The sequence below is a fragment of the Pseudomonas sp. GL_117 genome, assembly GCF_057835125.1.
The window spans coordinates 2,507,888-2,529,625 of sequence record NZ_CM174418.1; the positions used below are offsets into that span (position 1 = coordinate 2,507,888).

Annotated in this window: 15 protein-coding genes; 12 read left to right on the top strand and 3 right to left on the bottom strand. The window is 60.5% G+C overall.

Going from position 1 to position 21,738, the window contains the following annotated elements:
* The first annotated feature begins 83 nt into the window (after positions 1 to 83).
* Positions 84 to 908: a formyl transferase gene (locus AC3ISR_RS11285; RefSeq protein ID WP_192301119.1), complete on the top strand. Its 825-nt coding sequence runs from the start codon at positions 84 to 86 to the stop codon at positions 906 to 908.
* Positions 909 to 1,047: 139 nt separating this feature from the next.
* On the opposite strand, the gene pvdO is transcribed toward AC3ISR_RS11285, so the two are convergent.
* From pvdO to pvdM, 3 genes are read right to left on the bottom strand one after another with little or no spacing between them, the layout of a single operon-like run.
* The gene (pvdO, locus tag AC3ISR_RS11290; RefSeq protein WP_192301120.1) at positions 1,048 to 1,920 is read right to left on the bottom strand and encodes a dihydropyoverdine dehydrogenase; all 873 of its coding nucleotides are present in this window, start codon (positions 1,918 to 1,920) and stop codon (positions 1,048 to 1,050) included.
* Between the two features lie 31 nt (positions 1,921 to 1,951).
* Positions 1,952 to 3,220 (bottom strand): pyoverdine-tailoring periplasmic protein PvdN, encoded by a 1,269-nt coding sequence (gene pvdN, locus AC3ISR_RS11295; RefSeq protein WP_192301121.1) that lies wholly within the window; start codon positions 3,218 to 3,220, stop codon positions 1,952 to 1,954.
* 18 nt (positions 3,221 to 3,238) lie between these two features.
* Positions 3,239 to 4,588 carry a pyoverdine-tailoring dipeptidase-like protein PvdM gene (gene pvdM / locus AC3ISR_RS11300; protein WP_192301122.1) on the bottom strand — a complete coding sequence of 450 codons (1,350 nt, stop codon included), beginning with the start codon at positions 4,586 to 4,588 and terminating at the stop codon, positions 3,239 to 3,241.
* Positions 4,589 to 4,730: 142 nt separating this feature from the next.
* On the opposite strand from pvdM, the gene pvdP reads away from it, so the two are divergent.
* From pvdP to AC3ISR_RS11355, 11 genes are all read left to right on the top strand, one after another.
* On the top strand, positions 4,731 to 6,362 hold the full coding sequence (gene pvdP / locus AC3ISR_RS11305; protein WP_463984807.1) for a pyoverdine maturation tyrosinase PvdP: 1,632 nt from the start codon (positions 4,731 to 4,733) through the stop codon (positions 6,360 to 6,362).
* Positions 6,363 to 6,813: 451 nt separating this feature from the next.
* The gene (gene tssB / locus AC3ISR_RS11310) at positions 6,814 to 7,314 is read left to right on the top strand and encodes a type VI secretion system contractile sheath small subunit (protein WP_192301156.1); all 501 of its coding nucleotides are present in this window, start codon (positions 6,814 to 6,816) and stop codon (positions 7,312 to 7,314) included.
* 31 nt (positions 7,315 to 7,345) lie between these two features.
* Complete coding sequence (gene tssC, locus AC3ISR_RS11315; RefSeq protein WP_192301124.1) at positions 7,346 to 8,884, top strand: type VI secretion system contractile sheath large subunit; 1,539 nt, start codon at positions 7,346 to 7,348, stop codon at positions 8,882 to 8,884.
* 23 nt (positions 8,885 to 8,907) lie between these two features.
* A complete protein-coding gene (gene tssK / locus AC3ISR_RS11320; protein WP_463984806.1) occupies positions 8,908 to 10,251 on the top strand; it encodes a type VI secretion system baseplate subunit TssK in 1,344 nt (447 codons plus the stop codon).
* Positions 10,248 to 10,925: a type VI secretion system protein TssL, short form gene (gene tssL, locus AC3ISR_RS11325; RefSeq protein WP_463984805.1), complete on the top strand. Its 678-nt coding sequence runs from the start codon at positions 10,248 to 10,250 to the stop codon at positions 10,923 to 10,925. Before tssK ends, tssL begins: the two co-directional genes overlap by 4 nt.
* 7 nt (positions 10,926 to 10,932) lie before the next feature.
* A complete protein-coding gene (locus AC3ISR_RS11330) occupies positions 10,933 to 12,648 on the top strand; it encodes an OmpA family protein (RefSeq protein ID WP_489324757.1) in 1,716 nt (571 codons plus the stop codon).
* Between the two features lie 22 nt (positions 12,649 to 12,670).
* A complete protein-coding gene (locus AC3ISR_RS11335) occupies positions 12,671 to 13,162 on the top strand; it encodes an Hcp family type VI secretion system effector (protein WP_192301128.1) in 492 nt (163 codons plus the stop codon).
* A 122-nt stretch (positions 13,163 to 13,284) separates the two neighbouring features.
* Complete coding sequence (gene tssH / locus AC3ISR_RS11340; protein WP_463984803.1) at positions 13,285 to 15,915, top strand: type VI secretion system ATPase TssH; 2,631 nt, start codon at positions 13,285 to 13,287, stop codon at positions 15,913 to 15,915.
* A 1-nt stretch (position 15,916) separates the two neighbouring features.
* Positions 15,917 to 18,274: a type VI secretion system Vgr family protein gene (locus tag AC3ISR_RS11345; RefSeq protein ID WP_489324758.1), complete on the top strand. Its 2,358-nt coding sequence runs from the start codon at positions 15,917 to 15,919 to the stop codon at positions 18,272 to 18,274.
* A 31-nt stretch (positions 18,275 to 18,305) separates the two neighbouring features.
* Positions 18,306 to 20,948 carry a hypothetical protein gene (locus AC3ISR_RS11350; protein WP_463984950.1) on the top strand — a complete coding sequence of 881 codons (2,643 nt, stop codon included), beginning with the start codon at positions 18,306 to 18,308 and terminating at the stop codon, positions 20,946 to 20,948.
* Positions 20,945 to 21,736, top strand: a complete 792-nt coding sequence (locus tag AC3ISR_RS11355; RefSeq protein ID WP_192301132.1) for a hypothetical protein — start codon at positions 20,945 to 20,947, stop codon at positions 21,734 to 21,736. Before AC3ISR_RS11350 ends, AC3ISR_RS11355 begins: the two co-directional genes overlap by 4 nt.
* Positions 21,737 to 21,738 lie beyond the last annotated feature (2 nt).

Sequence of the window (21,738 nt, forward strand, 5' to 3'; positions counted from 1 at the left end):
ATTGGCGGCGGGCTGGTTCGTTCTTGTGATGTAGGCGCACGCGTAAACACGCAGCGCGCAGTCCATCCAGCGAGAGCGAAACAATGTCGAAGAAGAATCTGGTGTACGTGTGGTCCCTGAGAAATGCTGCCGCCGACAAGGCCGGGCAGCCGGTGGCCTACAAGGACCACGAGCGCTACATGAAATCGGTGCTGGAGTTCCTGGTGGGTTCGTTGAACGACACCTCGCTGGGCGAGGCCTACAACCTGGTGGGCGTGGTGTACGACGATGACGAGCAGAACCCGCGGGACCAGCAACTGGTCAAGGACTACGGCTTTGCCTACCAGCCTGGCCGCCAGTGGCTGTACCCGGCGGACCTGCGGGTGCAGGGCCGGCTGGTCAATGACTTGTTGTTGAGTGTGCCGTCCACCTATCGCCGCTTGCCACGGGGCAGCGCCGAACACATCGCCGGCAAGCAGGATTTCGAACGTCGCTTGCATGACACGCTGGTGGAATTGAAGGCTGACATCGTGGTGCTCGATGGCTTGCTGGTGATCCTGGATGAGCTGGTGCGACCGGGTGCGCCATTTGCGCGGCGCATCATGAACATTCACCCCGGTATTACCCGCATCGAATCGCCGTACGAGCGCCGCGGCGCGTATGCCACGTGGAATGCGCTGTACGGCGCGCGCGGGCTGACGGTGACGGATTGGACCACCAAGGCCACCACGCCGTCGGAACCGCTGTACCTGACTGGCGCATCGTTTCATTACGTGGATAACGGCATTGATTCGGGGGAGGTGTTTCACGACGTGTTGAAGACCGAGATTTCGCCTGAGGACACCATCCTCGAATTGCGCTGGAATAACTTCAACAACAGCCTGTTCCCGGCGTTGCATGAAGGGTTGGAGCTGTTGGCAAAAATCTGAAGCGGGCACAGTTCAAAATGTGGGAGCGGGCTTGCTCGCGAAAGCGGTGTGTCATTCACCGGAAATAGTGACTGACACACCGCTTTCGCGAGCAAGCCCGCTCCCACACAAGCCTGCACACATTTGAATCTTCAGTGCTTCAGAGTTCGCGCACTACCCGAAAGCCAATCCAGTCCCCCCGCGTCTGCGGGTAGATATTGTTGCGGTTGCCCGAGCGCGAAAACACGGGCGCCTCGCCCCAGTCATTGCCACGAATGACGTAGGCCTCGCAGGTCTGTTCCGTCCAGGCGCTGCCATCGGACGGCGCACCGGCGTAGTTCTCGTGGTAGCAGTCGGCAACCCGCTCGTAGACATTGCCGTGCATGTCATACATGCCAAACCCATTCGGCGCATAGCTGCCCACCGGCGAGGAATAGCTGTAGCCATCCGCCGGGCCGTAGGTGTTGGCGTGCCCGGCAATGCTGTAACCCTTGCCCTCGTCAAACGGGAACGGGAAGGGCCCCTTGGTGCCGGCCCGCGCGGCGTATTCGCGTTGGGCTTCGCTGACCATGTGGTACTGCTGGCCGGTCTTTTTCGACAGCCAGCTCACGTACCTCTGGATGTCGTCCATGTCCATGCATACCGCCGGTTGGCGTGGGCCCTGCGGGTAGCGCGGTTTGCTGGCGATGCATTCGCGGCCGGGGCGGGTGTCGCCGTCAGCGATTTTTACTCCGGTCTGGCGCACGTAGCTGTCCCACTCGCTGGCGGTGATGTGGAAGCGGCTCATGGCGAAGGGCTTGGCGAAGGTCACTGTGTGCATCGGGCCTTCGTCAGGCTCGCGGCCGACTTCATCCTCGGGCGTGCCCATGGTGAACGTGCCCGCGGGCAGTACCACCATTTCCGGGCAGTCCTTGCAGTCCTTGAACACTTTGCCCGGCTGCGGCGTGGCAGCCTGGGCCAGGCCTGGCAGCAGGGCGCCGCAGGCGGCCGCCAGGGTCAGGGCGGCCAGGGGGTTGAATCGGGATCGCATCATGAGGGCCTCTGGTCAAAAGGAAAAATGCACGTCACAGCCGAGGGCTCAGCAGGGCCATGAAACGCTGGATCTCGTCGGAGGAATTGAGCAGGCCGGGCGCGGTGCGGATCACCGGGCCGGCATCGCGGTCCACCGCATCGATGACAACACGCTGTTTCATCATGTAGTCGGCGATGTCGCTGCTGTCCTGGCCCTTGACCCGGAAGAAGGTGAAGCCAGCCGACAGTTCGGCGCTGCGCGGCGTGACCAGTTCGATCTGCGGGTGGCTCAGCAGTTGGTCTTTAAGCTCGGTATTGAGCGCATGGATACGCGCCTGCACCTGCGCCTTGCCCAGCTGCAGGTGCAGCTTGAAGGCTTCATCGGCCGCCCAGCGGTGTTCGAATGCGTGGAAGCCACCAGGGGTCATGGTGGTCGCGAAGTTGGTGTCCTCGGAAAAGGTCGGCACCATCGGCGTGATGTACTTGTTCTCGCTCTCGCGGGCGCAGACCAGGCCGGTACCGCGCGGGCCGAACATCCATTTGTGGGTGCCGGCGATAAAGAAGTCGCAGTGCATGTCCGGGAAGTCGAGGTTTTCCACGCCAAAGCCATGCACGCCATCGACCACGTAGAGAATGCGGTCGTGGTCGTCGCGGTGGCGGTTGTGTTCAGTCACCAACTGGCCGATCTCGCCGATGGGCAGCTTCACGCCGCTGCCGGACTGCACCCAGGTCATGCCCAGCACGCGGGTATTGGGGCGGATATTGCGCTGGATATTACCGAGCACTTCGTCCGCCGAGAGGCGGTTGGCGTGCTCGAACAGCTTGAACCGGCGCACCTGGGTGCCTTGCTTGCGCACGCGAAAATCCAGCACGTTCTGGGTCGCGTAATGTTCGTGCACGGTGGTGAGGATCTCTTGGTCGGCGCGCAGCTGGATGCCGCCATAGATCATCGCCAGGCCCTCGGACGTGCTGCCGGTAAGGGCGATCTGCGCGGGTGCGGCCTGCAAATAACGACCGGCCCATTCGCGCACCTGGCCTTCGCGCTTCCAGGTTTCTTCCAGGCCCCAGTCCATCGCCAGGCCGGGATTGCGGTCGATCTGCAGGCGGTAGTGCTCGATGGCGTCGCGCACCGGTTTGGGGTGTGACGCCACGAGGAAGTTGGAGAAGTGCAGGTAGCTCGGGTCTTGGTTGAACAGTTGCTTGAGATCCGTCCATGGATGTTTTGCCGCAGGCGCGGCAGTCGCGGCCAGCGCCTCGGGCAGCAGCGGCAGGCTGGCGGCAAATACCCCGGCCTGCTTGAGAAATGTACGGCGGTCGGTCATGGACGTGCTTCTAGGTGATTAGCGATTGGCCAAGGGCTTGGCGGCTTTTTGTACCTGGTCCCACACGCGCAGGAAGTTGCCACCCCACAGCTTGGCAATGTCAGCTTCGGAGTAGCCGCGCTGGATCAACTCGGCGGTGACGTTGCGCACCTCGCCGACGTTCTCCCAGCCGTCGATGCCGCCGCCGTCGTTGAAGTCCGACGAGATGCCGACGTGATCAATGCCGATCTTGCGTACCGTGTAGTCGATGGCGTCGCCCCAATCCTTGAGGCTGGCCTTGGGTTCTTCCTCAAGAATGCCGTACAGGCCCTGGGCGTACTGGCCGAATTTCTGCTCGGGCCAGGCGGCGATGATTGCGTCGCCGGGCATCAGCGCCATGGCGAGGTTTGGCAGCGGTGGCAGATCAAAACGTGCGCGCAGGCTGTTGAGCTTGTCCTGGGTCGGCTGGCTCAGCGGTCGCAGGTACGCCGAGAACCCGACGACTTGCACCACGCCGCCGCTGTTCTTGATCAGTTGCAGTTCCTTGTCGCTGAGGTTGCGCGCAATATCCACCGACGCTCGCGGCGCCGAGTGGGACGCGACCATTGGCGTGCGGCTCAGCTGTGCCACCTGCTCCAGCGCCTTGGTCGACATCTGCGACACGTCGATGATCACGCCCAGGTCGTTGAGGCGGTGCACGGCTTGCTGGCCAATCGGCGACAGGCCTTCGAGGGCGTCGGTGGAATCATTGAAAAACGGCAGTGGGCGCGATGAGTCGGACCACGCGTTGTTGCCGATATAGCTGAAGCCGAACATGCGCATGCCACGTGCGGCCCACAGGTCCAGCTGATTCAGGTCATTGCCCAGGGGGTAGGCGTTGAGCATGCTGATAAAGATCGCGAATTTGCCTTCGCCATGCAGGCGCCGGAAATCGTCCGGGGTGTAGGCAATGCCCACTTGGTTGGGAAAGTCGCGGACCATGCCGGAGATGATCTTGTAGCGCACCTCCTGCTCGTGGCGCGCTTCTTCGACAAAACCGTCGGTGGGTTTGTGCGGGGCGTTGGCACCGTTCCAGATCTCCGGCCAGCCGAAAATCGTCAGCGCCGCTCCCGACAAGCGTCCGCGGGCAGCCTTGGCCAGGTCGAACTGGCCGCTGCCGTCCTTGTCGGCCTCGCTGCCGACACCGCCAAAATCCAGGGGCACGGTGATATGGCTGTCGAACGACAACAGGCGATCCTGCATTTCATTGGCCTGCTTGATCACTGCCAGTGGGTAACCCGCATTGCCCCTGAACCAGTGATCCCAGGCCAGGAAACCGGCTGCGGCGCCGATGGCCAGTACCAGTGGCAGGCCGATATACAGCGCCTTTTTCGAACGTGGTTTTGTCATTGCCATCTCAGTCAGTTGAGGCCTTTGCTATCAGGGAAGAACGAGCGCTGGACGCAGAAATTTAGGCGGTGCGCCAAGTGCGGTAAATTTCCCCGGCCTGCAAACGTTCTAGCTCTGATTAAGCCGTTTCCTAAGGTAGACAATGACGATCTCTCGACGTGGGTTCATCGCAGGCCTGGCGCTGACCGGCGCGGCTGTGCCAGCGGCCTTCTATGCCCATCGCGAGCTGACGCGTGAAGAAGAATTCCCGATCACTCCCGGCGAAGCCACGGTGGACTTGGCCGACACTGCCGGCCAGCACCTGGCGAACAGCTTGCGCGGTGTCTGGAGCCTGCGCCTGGAAGGTCGCGACGCGGGTCTCAAAGGCCTGCCGCTGCAGGGCCTGGAACTGTTGCTCGACATCGCCCCACGGGGTCGTGGCCTGCGTGGCTACCTCGACACCGCAGCCAACCTGCGCGCCGCCGGCGAACCGCGTTACCGTGTCCTCGGCGACCTGCTGCCGGGGGAGGGCGCCACGCTCTACTGGCGCCTGATCGACCGCGACGCGCCCGGTGGCGTGCCCGCCTATGAATTCAAAATGACCCTCGACGAAGTCTGGGGCGTGTTTGGCAACGCCGGCAGCGGCACCCTCAGCGGGCAGATTCTCAACCTCGATCGTCCCCTGGCATTGACCGAACGCGACAACCGGTTTATCGCGCACAAGCAACTGTTTCCCGAAGCCCGCGAGCGCATCGGCCTCAATCCGACCCTGCTGGCCTGGCTGATCAGCGCCGAACATCGGTTGTTCCACCAGCTCTGGCACGCGACCCGTGACCAATGGCACAAACTCTCCGAAGAAAAGCGCGATGCCCTGCGCGGCATCGGTTGGCAACCCGGCCCCCGCGGCCAGGAGCGCGATGCGCGCGGCAAACACAAGGACCGCAACGGTTCGGGGATCGATTTCTTCTTCATGCATCGCCATATGCTCGGCACCGCGCGCTCGATGCAAGACTTGCCTTCGTGGCCCGAATTCCCCGCACCGCAACCTGCACTGGAGCGTGACCGGCTGGGTTTCGTGCGTTACTTCGACAACCACGATGGCTTTGCCTTGCCGCCCACCTGGTCGGCGCCGGATGACCCTGACTACACCCAGTGGGTCAGCGACATCAAGGCGGCCGAGACTTACCACAGCAACTTTCAAGTGTGGGAGTCCCAATACCGCGACCCGCGCTACCTGGCCAAGTTGACCCTGGGCCAGCTCGGTTCCGAGATGGAATTGGGGCTGCACGACTGGCTGCACATGCGCTGGGCCTCCATGCCTCGCGACCCCTCCAACGGTGGCCCGGTGCCGTTCGCCCGCGATCCTTCTGACTTCGCCGCGCGGTGGTATGCCGCGGAAAACGACTTTCTGGGCGACCCGTTCTCATCCCATGTGAACCCGGTGTTCTGGCATTTTCATGGCTGGATCGATGACCGTATCGAGGACTGGTTCCGTGCCCATGAGCGCTTCAATCCGGGTGAGGTCAGCCGGCTTGAGGTCAACGGCGTGGCGTGGTTTGCCCAGGGGCGTTGGGTAGAGGTCGGCGACCCCTGGCTGGGCCCGGACACCCACGGCTGCAGCACCACACCGGGGTTGCAGATGGGGCGGTCGATGGAGATGGACCCGGAGACCATGAAGCTGGCATTGCGCATTACTTTCGGTGCAGAAGATGACGCGCTGAAGGGATTGTTCAAGCGGGTGCCAAAGCGGCCCTGGTACGCGCGGCATCTGAAGGTGAAAAGTCGGGAGGCCTGATCCCGACTTGCCCTAATACAACTATTACGATTTCAACCGACCGCAGCCGGACGTTAATGTGCCGGTTGCGGTGTGAGTCGTGCCTCGCTTTTTAAGCGTTCTTCTCATCGAATGCCTCGCCTTGGGTTTTCTCGCGTTTGTAGGCATTGTGATTTCTAACGCTAGGAACACTCTGTCTGTATAGGTCTTGCCTCATCGGTTTGTTTTGGGTTCTCCCTGGATTTACTCTTCTTCTGACAGCTGTTTCATATTTTTTTGTTTATGAATAAATAGAAAGTTGAAATAGAGTTTATCTGTGCGGTTTGTAGGATGCATCTTCAAAGCTTTGTGGAAAGTTCCCGCGCATAGTTCGGGGGCTGGTAAAAAATGTCTGGGATACTTCATTCTTGCGGCGACAGAGAGCGCCAGTGATGGCCGGTTATTGTTTTGCCATACAGCAAGGGATGAAGTTATGACGCTAGATAGTTTTCAGAATGAAGTGCCCAAGGCGCGGGTCAATATCAAACTGGACTTGCATACCGGCGGCGCCCAGAAAAAAGTCGAGTTGCCCCTGAAGTTAATGGTGATGGGGGACTACAGTAACGGCAAGGAACAACGCCCACTCTCGGAGCGGGGCAAGATCAATATCAATAAAAACAACTTTGACAGTGTTCTCGGCGAGTTCTCGCCGGGACTGAAACTGGTGGTGGAAAACACCTTGCCGGATGACGCATGCGACACCACTGTCGAGTTGAGCTTCCAACGCCTGAAGGATTTCGAACCGGAGCAGGTTGCGCGGCAAGTCCCGCAGTTACGTGCACTTCTGGCCATGCGCAATCTGTTGCGCGATCTCAAATCCAACTTGCTGGATAACGCGACCTTCCGACATGAGTTGGAGCGCATTCTCAAGGACGACGCGTTAAGCGCTGAACTTCGTACCGAACTGGCCGCGTTGGCGCCTAAAACTAATTGATGTCCGCGGGTTTGAAAAAGGAGTTTTGAGCATGTCCGTAGAACAATCCGGTTCGCAATCCCACGGCAGCACCGTACTGTCGGAAAACAACAGTGGGGTCTACGCCACACTGTTCAGCAAAATTAACTTGAGTCCCGTGGCGGAGTTAGGCGGGCTCGAGGTGTTTCAAAATACCGAGGCACTTTCCGATGTGTCTGCTGATGAGCGGGTTACCGCCGCGGTCAATGTGTTCCTGCAGTTATTGAAACAGTCAGCCCATAAGGTCGAACGCCTGGACAAGGTGCTGTTGGATGAGCATATCGCCTCGTTGGATCGGCAGATAAGCCGTCAACTGGATGCGATCATGCACCACCCGGACTTCCAGCGCGTCGAGTCGACCTGGCGTGGGGTGAAATCGCTGATCGACCAGACGGATTTCCGCCAAAACGTGCGTATCGAGCTGCTGGACATCAGCAAAGACCATCTGGTGCAGGATTTTGAAGACGCGCCGGAAATCGCCCAGAGCGGTCTCTACCTGCATACCTACACCCAGGAATACGACACCCCCGGCGGTGAGCCCATCGCTGCTGCCATCTCCAGTTACGAGTTTGACCGCAGCCCGCAGGACATTGCCCTGTTGCGTAACATTTCCAAAGTGGCCGCGGCTGCCCACATGCCGTTCGTGGGTTCCGTCGGGCCTGCATTCTTTGGCAAAGCGTCCATGGAGGAAGTGGCCGCGATCAAGGATATCGGCAACTATTTCGATCGCGCCGAATACATCAAGTGGAAGTCGTTCCGGGACAGTGACGATGCGCGCTACATCGGCCTGACCATGCCGCGTGTGTTGGGGCGCCTGCCCTATGGCCCAGACACTCTTCCGGTGCGCAGTTTCAATTACGTCGAAAGCGTGAAGGGTCCGGACCACCACAAGTATCTGTGGACCAACGCCTCCTTCGCGTTCGCCGCCAATATGGTCAAGAGCTTCATCGCCAATGGCTGGTGCGTGCAGATCCGAGGGCCACAGTCCGGTGGTGCGGTGACCGAGTTACCCATCCACTTGTACGACCTGGGCACTGGCAACCAGGTGAAGATTCCCTCGGAAGTCATGATCCCGGAAACCCGCGAATTCGAATTTGCCAACCTCGGTTTCATCCCGCTTTCCTACTACAAGAATCGCGACTATGCGTGTTTCTTCTCCGCCAACTCCGCGCAGAAACCTGCCCTCTACGACACCCCGGATGCCACGGCGAACAGTCGTATCAACGCGCGCCTGCCCTACATCTTTCTACTGTCACGCATCGCCCATTACCTGAAGTTGATCCAGCGCGAAAACATCGGCACTACCAAAGACCGGCGCTTGCTGGAACTGGAGCTCAACAAGTGGATTGGCGGGCTCGTGACTGAAATGACCGACCCCGGCGATGACTTGCAGGCTTCACACCCGCTGCGCGATGCGAAGGTGACGGTGGAAGACATCGAAGACAACCCGGGCTTCTTCCGCGTCAAGTTGTACGCCGTGCCGCATTTCCAGGTGGAGGGCATGGATGTGAACTTGTCGCTGGTTTCGCAAATGCCCAAGGCCAAGGCTTGAGTCAATCGTAGGGAAACGATGCCATGAAGATCGATCGCCCTCTGTGGGCTTGCGGCGTATTGCTGTCGGCGCAGCAATTCCAGCAACAAACGCGTTGGGAGGCCTGGGCCAACGCACAGCTTGCTCATTTGAGCCTGGCGCACCCTTGGGGCGTCCAGGCCGTCGGGTTTGATTTGGAAGCCTTGCGCCTGGGCAAACTCAAGGCCACTCAGTTGCGTGTGTGCCTACCCGACGGGACGTGGATCGACACCGATTGCGTTGACCGCCTGCCACCTGCCTTGGGCTTGGCCGATGAGGTCCAAGATACGCTGGTGCATGTGGCATTGCCGCTGGAGCAGGCCAATGGCAACAACTGTCTGTTTGACGGCGGCAACAGCGACCGGCCGATCCGTTTTCGCCAGGACTGGCGCGAGGTCCAGGATGTCTACAGCGATGAACGGCAATCCATCGCAGTGCTGGAGCACGCGCTGAGCCTGCGTTTGCACAGTGACGACAACGCGGACTACGTGACCTGTCCCGTTGCGCGGCTGGTCCGTGACGGGCAGGGTGCCTGGAGCCTTGACCCAGTCTACGTGCCGCCGCTGCTCAGCTTTGCAGCGCATCCGGGTTTGTTGAGCCAGTTGGATAATCTGTTGACCCAGTTGGCGGCCAAGCGGCAACGGCTCATGGGCATGCGGCGCGAGAGCAATCAGCGCATGGCCGATTTTGCCGTGGCCGATGTCTCGCTGTTCTGGTTGCTCAATGCGTTGAACACCTACCAACCGGTCCTGGCCGATCTGCGGAGTTTTCCGGCGCGTCATCCCGAACAGGTCTACCAGGAACTGATCAAACTCGCCGGCAGCCTGTTGACGTTCTCATTGGAGCACGACATCGACAAAGTGCCCGCGTATCAACACGGCAACCTGGAAGCGGTGTTCGCACCGCTGATGAACACTATTTCGCTGTTGCTGGAAGCCAGTCTGCCGTCGCGGGTCGTTGCCCTGGAGTTGGAGGCACAGGGCGCCAATCGTTGGCAGGTGCAACTGCATGATCCCCGCCTGCGTGAGCGTGACGGTGCGGATTTCTATCTGTCGGTGCGCAGCCGTCTGTCCGCGGCGCAGTTGCAGGATCAGTTTGCGCAGCTCTGCAAGGTGGGTACGCCGGACGCGGTCGACTACCTGATCAACGCGGCGCTCGACGGCGTGCCATTGCAGGCCCTCAGCCATGTGCCGGCAGCGATTCCGCTGCGCCTGGAAAACCAGTATTTCGTGCTTGATTTCAGCCATCCCAAGGGCCAGGCGGTACTGGACGCAGGAGTCTGTGCGTTCTACGTCCCAAGCACATTGGTCGACGTCAGGCTCGAACTGTTTGCGGTGCTGCGCGCATGAACCAGATCAATTCAAACGGTCACGACACCCCACCTGGGGACGTTGATGAGCTGCTGCAGGACACCTACCTGCTGGTGGTTGAGTTGCGTCAGGGCGTTGCATCCGAGGGCCGGCCGGAGTTGTGGGGAGTATGTGTCGCGCAGGTCGAGCAGGTTCGACAGCGGCTCGCGTCGGCGGGCATGACGAAGCGCGCAGTCGATCACATCTCCCATGCGCAATGCGCGTTGCTGGATGAGACGGTGCTGACGTATGGGAGTAAGAACGATCAGGCCGCGTGGGCAAAACCCCTTCAGGCCAAGTTTTTCAACCACCATCAGGCTGGCGAGTTCCTGTACGAGGACATGCAGGCAGTGTTACGCGAACCGGCACCGGACCGGCAGGTCCTGACGGTGTTCCATCGCGTGCTGATGTTGGGTTTTCAAGGTCGTTACCGCGACCTGAACGACCCTGAGCGTCAACGCTTGCTGCACGCGCTCAACGCCCATGTGCCGCCCTTGAGGCTCAACCAGAGCCTTGTCACCCAGGCACGTGGCGGCGCCATCCCGGGCTTGGGCTGGTTGCAGTCGCCGCTGATGCATGTGCTGGCCGCCACCGTGGTATTGGCCGCAACGTGGTGGGGGTTGGATCAACTGTTGAGCGATGCGGTTGCGTTGCTCCTGCCTGATCAAGCGTGAGGGCCCGATGACGATCTCCTCTCATCGACTGCTGGTGCTGTGGGCAGGGGGGCTGCTCCTTGCGTTGCTGGCGATCATTCCACTCACCGTCTGGGTGCGGGCGGCCGGGCTCGTCCTCGGGTTGTGCGGTATCGGGTTGGCATGGGTGGCCGTGAACCGCCGGGCACGCGTGTTGCGCGAATCGGTGAAGCTGGGTGGCAACGTCGCCTTGCCGGCGGCGTCCTTCCGGCATCCGGTGGTACTGGTCTGTGGTGATGGCCTTGATGCGCTTTTTGGCCTGGTGTGCGTTGAGCAGTTGAGCCTGCGGGAGACTCCCTCGGGTTGTTACGTGCGGGTACCCAGCCTTGGGCAACTGCCGCTGATCTGCGACGGCATCCTGGCACTGCGACCCGGCTGGGGCGCCCAGCTGTGCGTGATGTTTGTCGTGAATCCCGGTGCACACAGCGACAGCTCGGCGCTGCTCGGTCGAGTGCGAGCCCTCGGTTACCAGGCCACCCTGGCACGCAAGCGAGGTATCGCGCTGCCATTGCTGCTGGTGAGTTATCTGCAAACCGTGCAGGGCGCCGAGCCGTGGTTCAGTTGGGAAGGCGGCAAGGCCGAGGCATATGTCCGCGATATAGACCAGTGCGCCACGCTGAGTGAGTGGCAGCACCAAGCCGCCGACCTGCCTGAGCAGTCCGCACGGTTGCACGCTTGCGTTCAGTTGGGGAGTGTCGCCGGTTGGCTGCAGGACAAGGTGTTGCCTTGTCTCGTTCATCACGACACGGATGTCGCCAGCGTGTGCGCGGTCAAAATGGTCTCGGTGCTGCCCCGGGCGGTGGAGGGCAACCTGTGGGGGCAATGGCTTGCGCACAAGGTGGCGTTGGTCGATGGCCGCGTCATTGATGCGACGGCGACATTACCTTTTCCAGATGCATTGCTTGGCGTGCTCAAGCGCCATCCGTCGCGTACCCCGCGGCAACGGGCAAGCGTCGTGGCCTTGTGGTTGTGGGTAGCTGCCAGCGCGGTCGCGCTGGCCAGCTCAGCCTGGCAGAACACCTTGTTGCTGCGCCAGGTCAGTGATGACCTGCGTCGCTATACCTCGATTCCGCCGCCGACGCACCGAGAACAGCGTGCGTTCCTGCTGCGCGAAGACGCCGTCACTGCGCTGCGCCAGGCCGCCCAACGGCTGGATACCTACTACCGACAGGGTGCACCGCTGGCCCTGGGACTGGGCCTGTATCGCGGCGAGCATCTGCGTGCCCCGTTACTCGCCGTGTTGGCCGCCCATGTCGAGCCGCCACCGACGGTTTTGCCCACGGGACCGGCGGGTGTGGTGCGCTTGGACAGTCTTTCGCTGTTTGCCAGCGGCAGCGCCCGACTCAAGCCGGGCTCGACCAAGGTGCTGATCCGTGCGCTGGCCGGCATCCAGGCACGGCCTGGCCAGTTGATTGTGATCGCGGGGCATACCGATGCCACCGGCGACGCCGAGAAAAACCGCCGGCTGTCCTACGCCCGGGCCGCTGCCGTGCATGGCTGGATACAGCAGATGAGCGCAATCCCCGACAACTGCTTCGCGGTGCAGGGGTTCGGTGCCAGCCAACCGATTGCAAGCAACGACACGGTAGAAGGGCGCGCAGCCAATCGTCGTGTCGACATCCGTCTGGTGCCTGAGGCAGGGGCGTGTTCACGCGCTGTTCCAGGACCAGACGGGCAACCTCCCGTCGCACATCGCGACGTTTAATGTCCAAGAAAAGGAGCTTCACATGGCAATTCCCGTTTACCTCTGGCTTCAAGACGACGGTGGCGCAGAGATCAAAGGCTCGGTGGACGTGCAAAAGCGCGAAGGCAGCATCGAGGTGGTCGCCCAGGACCACAGCCTGTACATCCCGACCGACAACAATACCGGCAAGTTGACCGGTACGCGGGTGCACACCCCATTCCTGTTTTCCAAGGAAATCGATGCCTCCAGCCCGTATCTCTATAAGGCCGTCACCACCGGGCAAACCCTCAAGAGCGCCGAGTTCAAGTGGTATCGCATCGACGATGCGGGGCAGGAAGTCGAGTATTTCATCACCAAGCTGGAGAACGTCAAGGTGGTGAAGGTCGCGCCAAAAATGCACGACGTCAAAGACCCCAGCAAAGAGAAACACAACCATCTGGAGCAGATTGAGCTGCGCTACGAGAAGGTCACCTGGACCTACAAGGACGGCAACATCATCCACTCCGATGCCTGGAGCGAACGCCAGAGCGCGTGATGTACCTGCACCACCAGGCGATTTGCCGGTGTGCTGGGTTGAGCGTCCGCTCGCGGGCGCTCAGCCAAACACATCGCGTTTCAACCTGACGACCCAGCCCCTTTGGCGAGGATATATTGCGTATGGCCCAGAACTCCACCCGTTTGCTTCGTCGACTCAACCCTTTCTGCGCGCAGGCGTTGAGTGCGGCCGCGTCCCTGTGCCAGGGCAGCGGCCACGCGCAAATCACCATTGAACACTGGCTGCTCAAGCTCCTGGGCCAGGGGGAGGGCGACCTCACGGTCATCGCGCGGCGTTACGAGTGGAATCTGGAGGCACTGTGGTACGGCCTGCTTGAACACCTCGACGGCCTGCCACGCAGCGTGCAGGGCAAGCCGCAGTTGTCCGCGCCCTTGCAGCAATTGATCAGGCAGGCCTGGTTACGCGCCTCGCTCGACGACAACAACGACAGCCTGCGCTCGGTGCATCTGTTGGGCGCGCTGATGGAGACGCCCGGCCTGTTGGCCTGCGAAGCCGCCTGGCCATTGCTCAGTCTCGGTGAGGCACAGTTGCAGCGGTTGATGGGGCTGCTGGACCAGGTCTCCGAAGAGCGTCCGGCGCTGCAAGAGACTGTCGAACCGGAGTCCATTGAACCGAAGGGTGATGATGCCCGGTCGGCAACGCTGGACAGGTTCACCAGAGACCTCACCGCGAAGGCCGCACAAGGAGAGATTGACCCGGTGTTTGGCCGTGACGATGAAATCCGTCAGGTCATCGACATCCTCAGCCGTCGGCGTAAAAACAATCCGCTGCTGGTGGGCGAGCCTGGCGTCGGCAAAACGGCCTTGGTGGAAGGCCTGGCATTGAGCATTGCCCAGGGACGGGTGCCTGACAGCCTCAAGTCAGTCTGCGTACGCACTCTTGACCTGGGGTTGTTGCAGGCGGGTGCGGGCGTCAAGGGCGAGTTCGAGCAACGCCTGAAAAGCCTGATCGATGCCGTGCAACAAGCCGACAGCCCGGTGCTGCTGTTCATCGACGAGGCCCACACCCTGATCGGCGCCGGCAACCAGGCCGGCGCTGCCGACGCCGCCAACCTGCTTAAACCCGCGTTGGCCCGTGGCGAGTTGCGCACCATCGCCGCGACCACCTGGAGTGAGTACAAACAGTACTTCGAGCGCGATGCGGCCCTCGAAAGACGTTTTCAAATGGTCAAGGTCGACGAGCCGGACGACGCCAATGCCGGCCTGATGCTGCGCGGCCTGAAATCGCGCTACGCCACTCACCATGGCGTGCATATCCAGGACGCGGCGGTGCAGGCCGCAGTCAGCCTGTCACGGCGTTACCTGACCGGGCGCCAACTGCCGGACAAAGCGGTCGACCTGCTCGACACCGCCAGTGCCCGCGTGCGCATGAGCCTGGATTGTGAGCCGCAAGCGCTGGTCCGGCTGAAGGCGCGGCAAGCGGCGCTGGAACTGGAGCGTCAGGCATTGGAGCAAGACCAGGCCCTCAGCGGTGGCGAAGTTGGCGAGCGCCTGGGGCTGATCGACGTGCAATCCGTGGATTTGCAGCGCGAGCAAAGCGCACTGGAGCAGCAATACCGGCAAGAGCGTCAGTTGGCCGAACAACTGATGAGTGCGCGCCGGATGCAGCCACCACAACCGGGCACCTGCGCACGGCTACAACGGGAACTCCATGCCATTCAAGGCGAGCAGCCGCTGCTGTCACTGGATGTCGACGTACGCAGCGTGGCCCACGTGATTGCCGATTGGACCGGCGTTCCGCTGGGCAGCTTGCTCAAGGACGAACACCGCAGCCTGTTGGCGCTGGAGCAGCAGTTGGGGCAGCGGGTGATCGGCCAGGCTCCGGCGCTGAGCGCATTGGCACAACGGCTGCGCGCGGCCAAGACCGGCCTGACCAACGAGCATGCACCGCTGGGAGTGTTCCTGCTGGTGGGCACCAGCGGCGTGGGTAAGACCGAGACCGCCCTGGCCCTCGCAGACAGCCTGTTCGGCGGCGAAAAATCACTGATCACCCTGAACTTTTCCGAGTACCAGGAAGCCCACACCGTCAGCCAGCTCAAAGGCTCGCCGCCCGGTTACGTCGGCTATGGCAAGGGCGGTGTGCTGACCGAAGCCGTGCGGCAGCGGCCCTACAGTGTTGTGCTGTTGGACGAGGTCGAAAAGGCGCACAGCGACGTGCTCAATCTGTTTTACCAAGTGTTTGATCGTGGATTCATGCGAGACGGCGAAGGGCGCGAGATCGACTTTCGCAACACCGTCATCCTCATGACCTCCAATCTCGGCAGCGACCTGCTGTACGACTGCTTGCAGGCCCAGCCCGACGCCCCCGACAGCCTGCTGCACGAACAACTGCGGCCCATCCTGCGCGAACACTTCCAGCCGGCGTTGCTTGCACGGTTCCAGACGTTGATCTATCGACCGCTGCAAGCCGACGCACTCAAGCGCATCGTCGCGCTCAAGCTGGCCCAAGTGGCCAAGCGGCTGCGTTTCCACTATGGCCTCGACTGCCGGTTGGGCGACTCACTCCACGACGCCCTGGTTGCCGCCTGCCTGTTACCGGACATGGGCGCGCGCAACATCGACAGCCTGCTCAACGAACAAATCCTGCCTGTCCTCAGCCAGCAACTATTGGAGCGGCGCGCAGCACAACAGCGTTGCCAATGCGTCAGCCTTGAGTTCAGCGAAGAGCAGGGCATCTGCCTGAGTTTCACGGACGACGATGCTGCGCCGCAAACCGCAATCATGGAGGCGTGAGATGAGTGTCTTCTTCGATCACAGTCGACACACATTGCGGGTCAACAATGTTGCCGCGCCGCTTGAGGTTCTGGCCTTTGAAGGCAAGGAGGGGCTAAGCCAGCCGTTCAAGTACCGCATCGAATTCACCAGCCCCGACCTCGACCTCGCCGCCGACTCCATCCTCGGCCATCAAGCCAGTTTCAGCCTGCACGCCCCACCACAAAAACTGCCGCTGCTGAGCCTGTCGCCACCCAAAATCAAACCCCTGCGCACCCTGCACGGCGTCGTCACCGCCTTCGCCCGCCGGTCCGGCTCCAATGACCAGGCCACCTATGCAATCACCCTGCAACCGCGTCTGGCCCTGCTTGAACGTGGCCGACAGCTGCGTATCTACCAGCACCAATCCGTGCCCGAGATCGTCGAACACATCCTGCGCAGCCGCCACGCTTTCGAAGGCCAGGACTTCCTGTTCACCCTCAAGCGCGACTACCCCCGGCGCGAACAGGTCATGCAATACGGCGAAAGCGACCTGGCCTTTATCAGCCGGCTGCTCGCCGAAGTGGGCATCTGGTATCGCTTCACCAGCGACGAACGCCTGCGCCTAGAGGTCGTCGAGTTTTTCGATAGCCAGCGCGGTTACCAGTTCGACGTCGAACTGCCATACCGCCCGCAGTCCGGGCTCGGCAGCAGCGGGCAGGACGGCGTATGGGCGTTGCAATCGAGCCACCAGGTCGTCGAGCAACAGGTCAGCGTACGCGCCTACCACCACCGCGACGCCTGCGCCCACCTGAACGGCGGGATTGAGCAGAGCCGCGGCGGGGCCTACGGCGATGCCTACCACTACGCTGAACCCTACAGCGTCCTCGGCAACCGCCTCGATCAAGACGAAGACCTGCCATGCGAAAGCGGCTACTTCTTCGCACGCCTGCGCCACGAGCAGTATCTGAACCAGCAGACCCGCCTGAGCGGCCTCAGCAGCAGCGCCACCCTGGCGCCGGGCCAGGTCCTCAGGATCAGCGGCGGCGCACCCCAGGCGTTCCAAGCCGGTGCAGTCATCACCCGCCTGACCACCCAGGCCGCGCGCGACCGCAGCTTCGAAGCCACGTTCGAGGCGATGCCCTATTCAGAAACCCTGTGCTTTCGCCCGGCCCCGCACGCCAAACCGCAAATCGCCGGCACCGTCCCGGCCCGCGTCACCAGCCCCCAGGCCCACGACCCTTACGGCCACATCGACATGGAAGGCCGCTACCGCGTCAACTTCCTGTTCGACCGCGACACCTGGAAACCCGGCGAAGAAAGCCTGTGGCTGCGCCTGGCCCGGCCCTACGCAGGCGACACCCACGGCCTGCACCTGCCACTGATCCCCGGCACCGAAGTGGCCATCGCCTTCGAACAAGGCGACCCGGACCGCCCCTACATCGCCCACGCCCTGCACGACAGCCAGCACGTCGACCACGTGACCCTGCGCAACTACAAACGCAACGTGCTGCGCACTCCGGCCAATAACAAACTGCGCATGGACGACACGCGGGGGCAGGAGCACATCAAGCTGAGCACGGAACACAGCGGCAAGAGCCAGTTGAACCTGGGGCATCTGGTGGATGCGCACAGGCAACAGCGTGGTGAAGGGTTCGAGTTGCGCACGGATGGGTGGGGCGCGATCCGGGGTGGGAAGGGGGTGTTTATCAGTGCGGATGAGCAGGCCAGGGCGCAGGGGCAGCAGCTTGAAATGGGCGCGGCGATGGCCCGCTTGGAGCAAGCGAGTGAGCAGTTGGACGCGCTCTCCACTGACGCTCTGGCGGCGAATGCCGATCCGGCGGACGTGCAGGCGCAGTTGAATTTACTCAAGCAAGACCTGGAACGACTCAAGTCGTCCGTGCTTCTACTCAGCGCTCCCCGGGGCGTTGCCCTGAGCAGCGGGGAGCACCTGCAACTGGCTGCGCAGGGCAACGTGATGATCAACGCCGGGGCTGAGGCGGATGTCAGTGTGGTCAAGCGCTTGTTTATCGGTGTGGGGCAGGGCGTCAGTCTGTTTGTGCGCAAGCTGGGGATCAAGTTGATCGCCAACGCCGGCCCTGTACGTATTCAGGCACAGAACGACACGTTGGAACTGATGGCGCGCAATGGCTTGGAAATCATCAGTGCTGAAGATGAAATCCGCATCGTCGCGAAAAAGAAAATCAGCCTGAATGCAGGTGGTAGTTACATCACCCTGAATCAAAGCGGGATCGAAGCTGGCACCCAAGGTGACTTCAATATCAAGGCTGCAGATTTCCAATTCCTGGAGCCCTCCCGGCAGTCGCTGGAAATGCCACAGCCCCCTCAACTGACCGAGCATAAATCCGTGCCCTCTGGGCTTACGGGTTTCTCTGGCTGATCACCTTGCGAAACCAGAAGTGAACTACGCCATGACCAACTTGTTTTCTCGGTTTTTCGAGCTCTTCAGTCCCGCTCGACACACGCCGATCTACTTGCCCGACTCGCCCACGGCGCAGAGCCGCTCTGCTCATTCAACTGCGCCTGCGCCAACACCGTTACCACTGAAGAACTGGAGCCATCCCTTCAAGGACAAAGCTCATCCGCTTCTGCAACTGACCCAAATGGCCAAGGCTGCAGCAGGTTACTACCCCGTGGGACGCAATGGCCTGTGGCACGGTGGCGTGCATTTCGACGGTGGCACTGCGGGGACTCTGGATCAATCCGGCGTGCATTGCCTGGCCGATGGTGAAGTGGTGGCTTATCGCATCGATCAGCACTCGCCCGGCACGACCTACTTCTTTGAAAAACTGACGGTGAAAAAGCCGTTTTCACGCAACTTCGTGTTGGTGCGCCACCGTCTTGAGGCGCCCAAAATCGAGGGCAGCCCAGACGCCCCGCCAAGCCTGGTGTTCTACAGCCTGTACATGCATTTGCGCGACTGGGCGGTGTACCAAACGGATCCGGCCATCGTACGGCCGGGATTCTGGCCCGAGGCGCAAACGCGTCGGGTCAAGGCCACGGCAAGCGATACCCACCCCGATTATCCCGGTCAGCAGGGTCTGAGCGTGTTCGGCCAGAGGCGACGTGGCAAAGCCCTGGCCCTGTTGCCTCGGGGCATGGAAGTGACGGTCAGCGGGGAAGGGGAATACCGTAAGGTGGAGGGCACCGATGGCCCGGAGGTGTTGAAAGATGCCGACGGTCGCCTGCAAGGTTATGTGGCCTATGAGTATCTGGTCGCGTTTGGCGAGGGCGTGTATCGGATCGGGGCCAGTGCACTGAATGTCCGCGCCGCAGCGAGCGCCAATAGCGACGTCCTTATGCGCTTGCCCCAGGGCACGGAAGTCTGCGTCAGCGGTGAAGGTGCCTTCCGTAAATTGGAGCGCGTAAACCAGTATGTTCACGCCGACTCTCTGGAGGGCGAGCGCGAGCCGGTAGCGGATCGCATCGTTGTCCTCGAACCGCCCTTTGCGATCAAGGCCGCCGACTTGATCGGTCACATCGGCCTATATCAAGACTGCGCTGCTGATTACCCGGAAGAAAAACTGCATCTGGAAGTGTTCAGTGGCGATGACGTGGAAACCTTCATCGAGGATTGCCGCGCCTGGGCGGAGCGACTGCCGGCGAGCAGCAAAACCTGGCTGAAATTTGCCAAGGACACTGCCGTGGTGGCGCATCAAGCGTACTTCAGTGCAACACAACCACCGTCTCTGAACGCGGCCAACACCCCCAGCGATGCTGATTTGTGGGTGCCCAAAAGCCTGCTCGACGGGCTTCCCTCTGAGAAAAAAATCCAGGTAGCGGCGATGCCGGGTCGCAAGGTGTGCAACTGGTATCGGCTGGAAGGCCTGCTTCACGACGCAGACGGTAACCTGCTCGACGGTTGGGTTTGCGAAGAAGTCGGCGTCACTCCTTGGGTCAGTCCCTGGTCATGGGATGGCTTTGAGGTGATCTTCAACTACGACACGCCGCGCCAGGCCCTTGCCTCCTTCTTGCGTGCGGCCAACCGTTTAAGTGCAGAGCAAATCGAACGCCACGGCGCCTTGGCGGACATGGCAGATACCGGCCCGCTCAAGACGCGGCTCTACGACCTCATCGACCGCAACCGCGATGGGAGCATGAGCGCCGACGAGCTGCAGTCCGCGATGGCGTTACCGGCCCATGCGCAGTCATTGGCGCAACTGATCATCTTTTATGAAAGCGAGTGGCGTCATGCCCCGAGTAAGTGGGATGGGTTGGACGAGATATTGGGTCATAACGGCTCGACACCGCAGCTGAATTGGGTGGCGGAGAAGGGGCGGATCAACGCGATGAGTTGGTGGGATGAAGTGGCGGTAGGGGTTGGGTTGCCGGGGCATGGGCAGGTTTATCACTTGCATCCGGTGGGGTTGGTGGGGAAGTTCTATACAAGCAAACATAAAATCACAGTAGAACTATTAGAGAAGATAACTGGTAAATCGGGTGGCTGGTTCTCCGGGAAAGGCGCAGGCAGCGCATTTGCTGAAATGTTCAAAGTGAAGTATCCGCAAATATATAACTATGATAAGTCCCGGTTTGTTGGGGAGCTGAATGATGCACTTGAGCGGTACGGGATCATAACGCCACATCAACAGGCGCACTTTGTTTCGCAATGTTTTCATGAGTCTGCGGCCTTCGAGACGACAGTTGAATTTGGTTCCGGCGTGCAGTATGACCCTGGAAGGCATTCGAGTGCAGTGGCTAACGGTAATACAAAGGTTGGTGATGGTCCGAAATATAAGGGTAGGGGCTTGATTCAGCTGACATGGAAAAATAACTACACGTCTTACTCTAACTACCGGAAGGTAGACTTTGTAGTGGATCCGGAAGCGCTAGCTTCCAATATGTTTAATGCGATAGACGTTTCGTGCTGGTATTGGCGGTTTAGCGGAGCTGTCACTAGGAAATATGATGCGCGGGGCGATATTAACGTTTTGGTAGATCATGAGCCTGGCAACGTTCAGCTAGTAACTCGCGCAGTGAATGGCGGTGACAATGGTCTGCATGAGCGTATGAAAATATATGAGGAAATTCGGAAAGAATGGGGGCTTTCATGATGCAGGTTACGACGTATGTGTTGAGGGTGTTTGGGGTCGTATTTTTTTGTGTTTTTTCATGCGTAAGCCATGGGCAGGCAGAGTCGCCTGTCATTAGCGTAATTAGTCGTGTGCCACTCTTGTTGTCGGTTTCCGTGAAGGGAGAAACGTTCGCGGTGTCTCCATCACAACAATTTATGCGCGACGTTTTTGAGATGTATGAGGATGTGTATGTTGAAGATATAACTGGTGATGGTGTGGCAGAGGTGTTTTTTCGTTTGGAAGGGCGAGGCGCTAATGCGTGCTACAAAGTATTGACTTACATAGAACGTAATAGGTCTCTAGATGAGTTGCTTTTTTCTGGGGGGGATCTATGCAATTACAGGATGGAAAGTGGTCGCGTAGTGAGTTCTTATAAAAATGGTGCGGTGTGGATTGAGGATGTTTACTTTTTTCGAGGTGGGAGGTTTTTGATTGAACTCTCGGATAGCTGTGTAGGGTGTGGCGAGGTGACGCGTAGAGCGCACAGGCGTGATGGTTCATTTTCTAGCTTCTTAGTGTCCGATGATATGAGTTTCGAGGCTAGAGCTCCATTTGTCGCTGAAGTGAAGTCTCTAAGGGCATGGGTTTTTTCCTCGCCAGAGGCTGCAGGGCCAACCGAAAAATATCTGATGGCGGGAGATAAAGTTACTTTTTTGAATGTTGAGCGTGTGGGCGGGGAGGAATGGGTTGAGTTTAGGTTTTCAAAAGATTCCGACCCTGAAGGGTGGTTGAGGTGCAGCGATGTTGGTGGGTGTGATTTTGGTTGATT

Coding starts and splice junctions, on each gene's coding strand:
- AC3ISR_RS11285 (WP_192301119.1), top strand. CDS start 84: ATGTCGAAGAAGAATCTGGTGTACGTGTGGTCCCTGAGAAATGCTGCC.
- pvdO (WP_192301120.1), bottom strand. CDS start 1,920: ATGATGCGATCCCGATTCAACCCCCTGGCCGCCCTGACCCTGGCGGCC.
- pvdN (WP_192301121.1), bottom strand. CDS start 3,220: ATGACCGACCGCCGTACATTTCTCAAGCAGGCCGGGGTATTTGCCGCC.
- pvdM (WP_192301122.1), bottom strand. CDS start 4,588: ATGACAAAACCACGTTCGAAAAAGGCGCTGTATATCGGCCTGCCACTG.
- pvdP (WP_463984807.1), top strand. CDS start 4,731: ATGACGATCTCTCGACGTGGGTTCATCGCAGGCCTGGCGCTGACCGGC.
- tssB (WP_192301156.1), top strand. CDS start 6,814: ATGACGCTAGATAGTTTTCAGAATGAAGTGCCCAAGGCGCGGGTCAAT.
- tssC (WP_192301124.1), top strand. CDS start 7,346: ATGTCCGTAGAACAATCCGGTTCGCAATCCCACGGCAGCACCGTACTG.
- tssK (WP_463984806.1), top strand. CDS start 8,908: ATGAAGATCGATCGCCCTCTGTGGGCTTGCGGCGTATTGCTGTCGGCG.
- tssL (WP_463984805.1), top strand. CDS start 10,248: ATGAACCAGATCAATTCAAACGGTCACGACACCCCACCTGGGGACGTT.
- AC3ISR_RS11330 (WP_489324757.1), top strand. CDS start 10,933: ATGACGATCTCCTCTCATCGACTGCTGGTGCTGTGGGCAGGGGGGCTG.
- AC3ISR_RS11335 (WP_192301128.1), top strand. CDS start 12,671: ATGGCAATTCCCGTTTACCTCTGGCTTCAAGACGACGGTGGCGCAGAG.
- tssH (WP_463984803.1), top strand. CDS start 13,285: ATGGCCCAGAACTCCACCCGTTTGCTTCGTCGACTCAACCCTTTCTGC.
- AC3ISR_RS11345 (WP_489324758.1), top strand. CDS start 15,917: ATGAGTGTCTTCTTCGATCACAGTCGACACACATTGCGGGTCAACAAT.
- AC3ISR_RS11350 (WP_463984950.1), top strand. CDS start 18,306: ATGACCAACTTGTTTTCTCGGTTTTTCGAGCTCTTCAGTCCCGCTCGA.
- AC3ISR_RS11355 (WP_192301132.1), top strand. CDS start 20,945: ATGATGCAGGTTACGACGTATGTGTTGAGGGTGTTTGGGGTCGTATTT.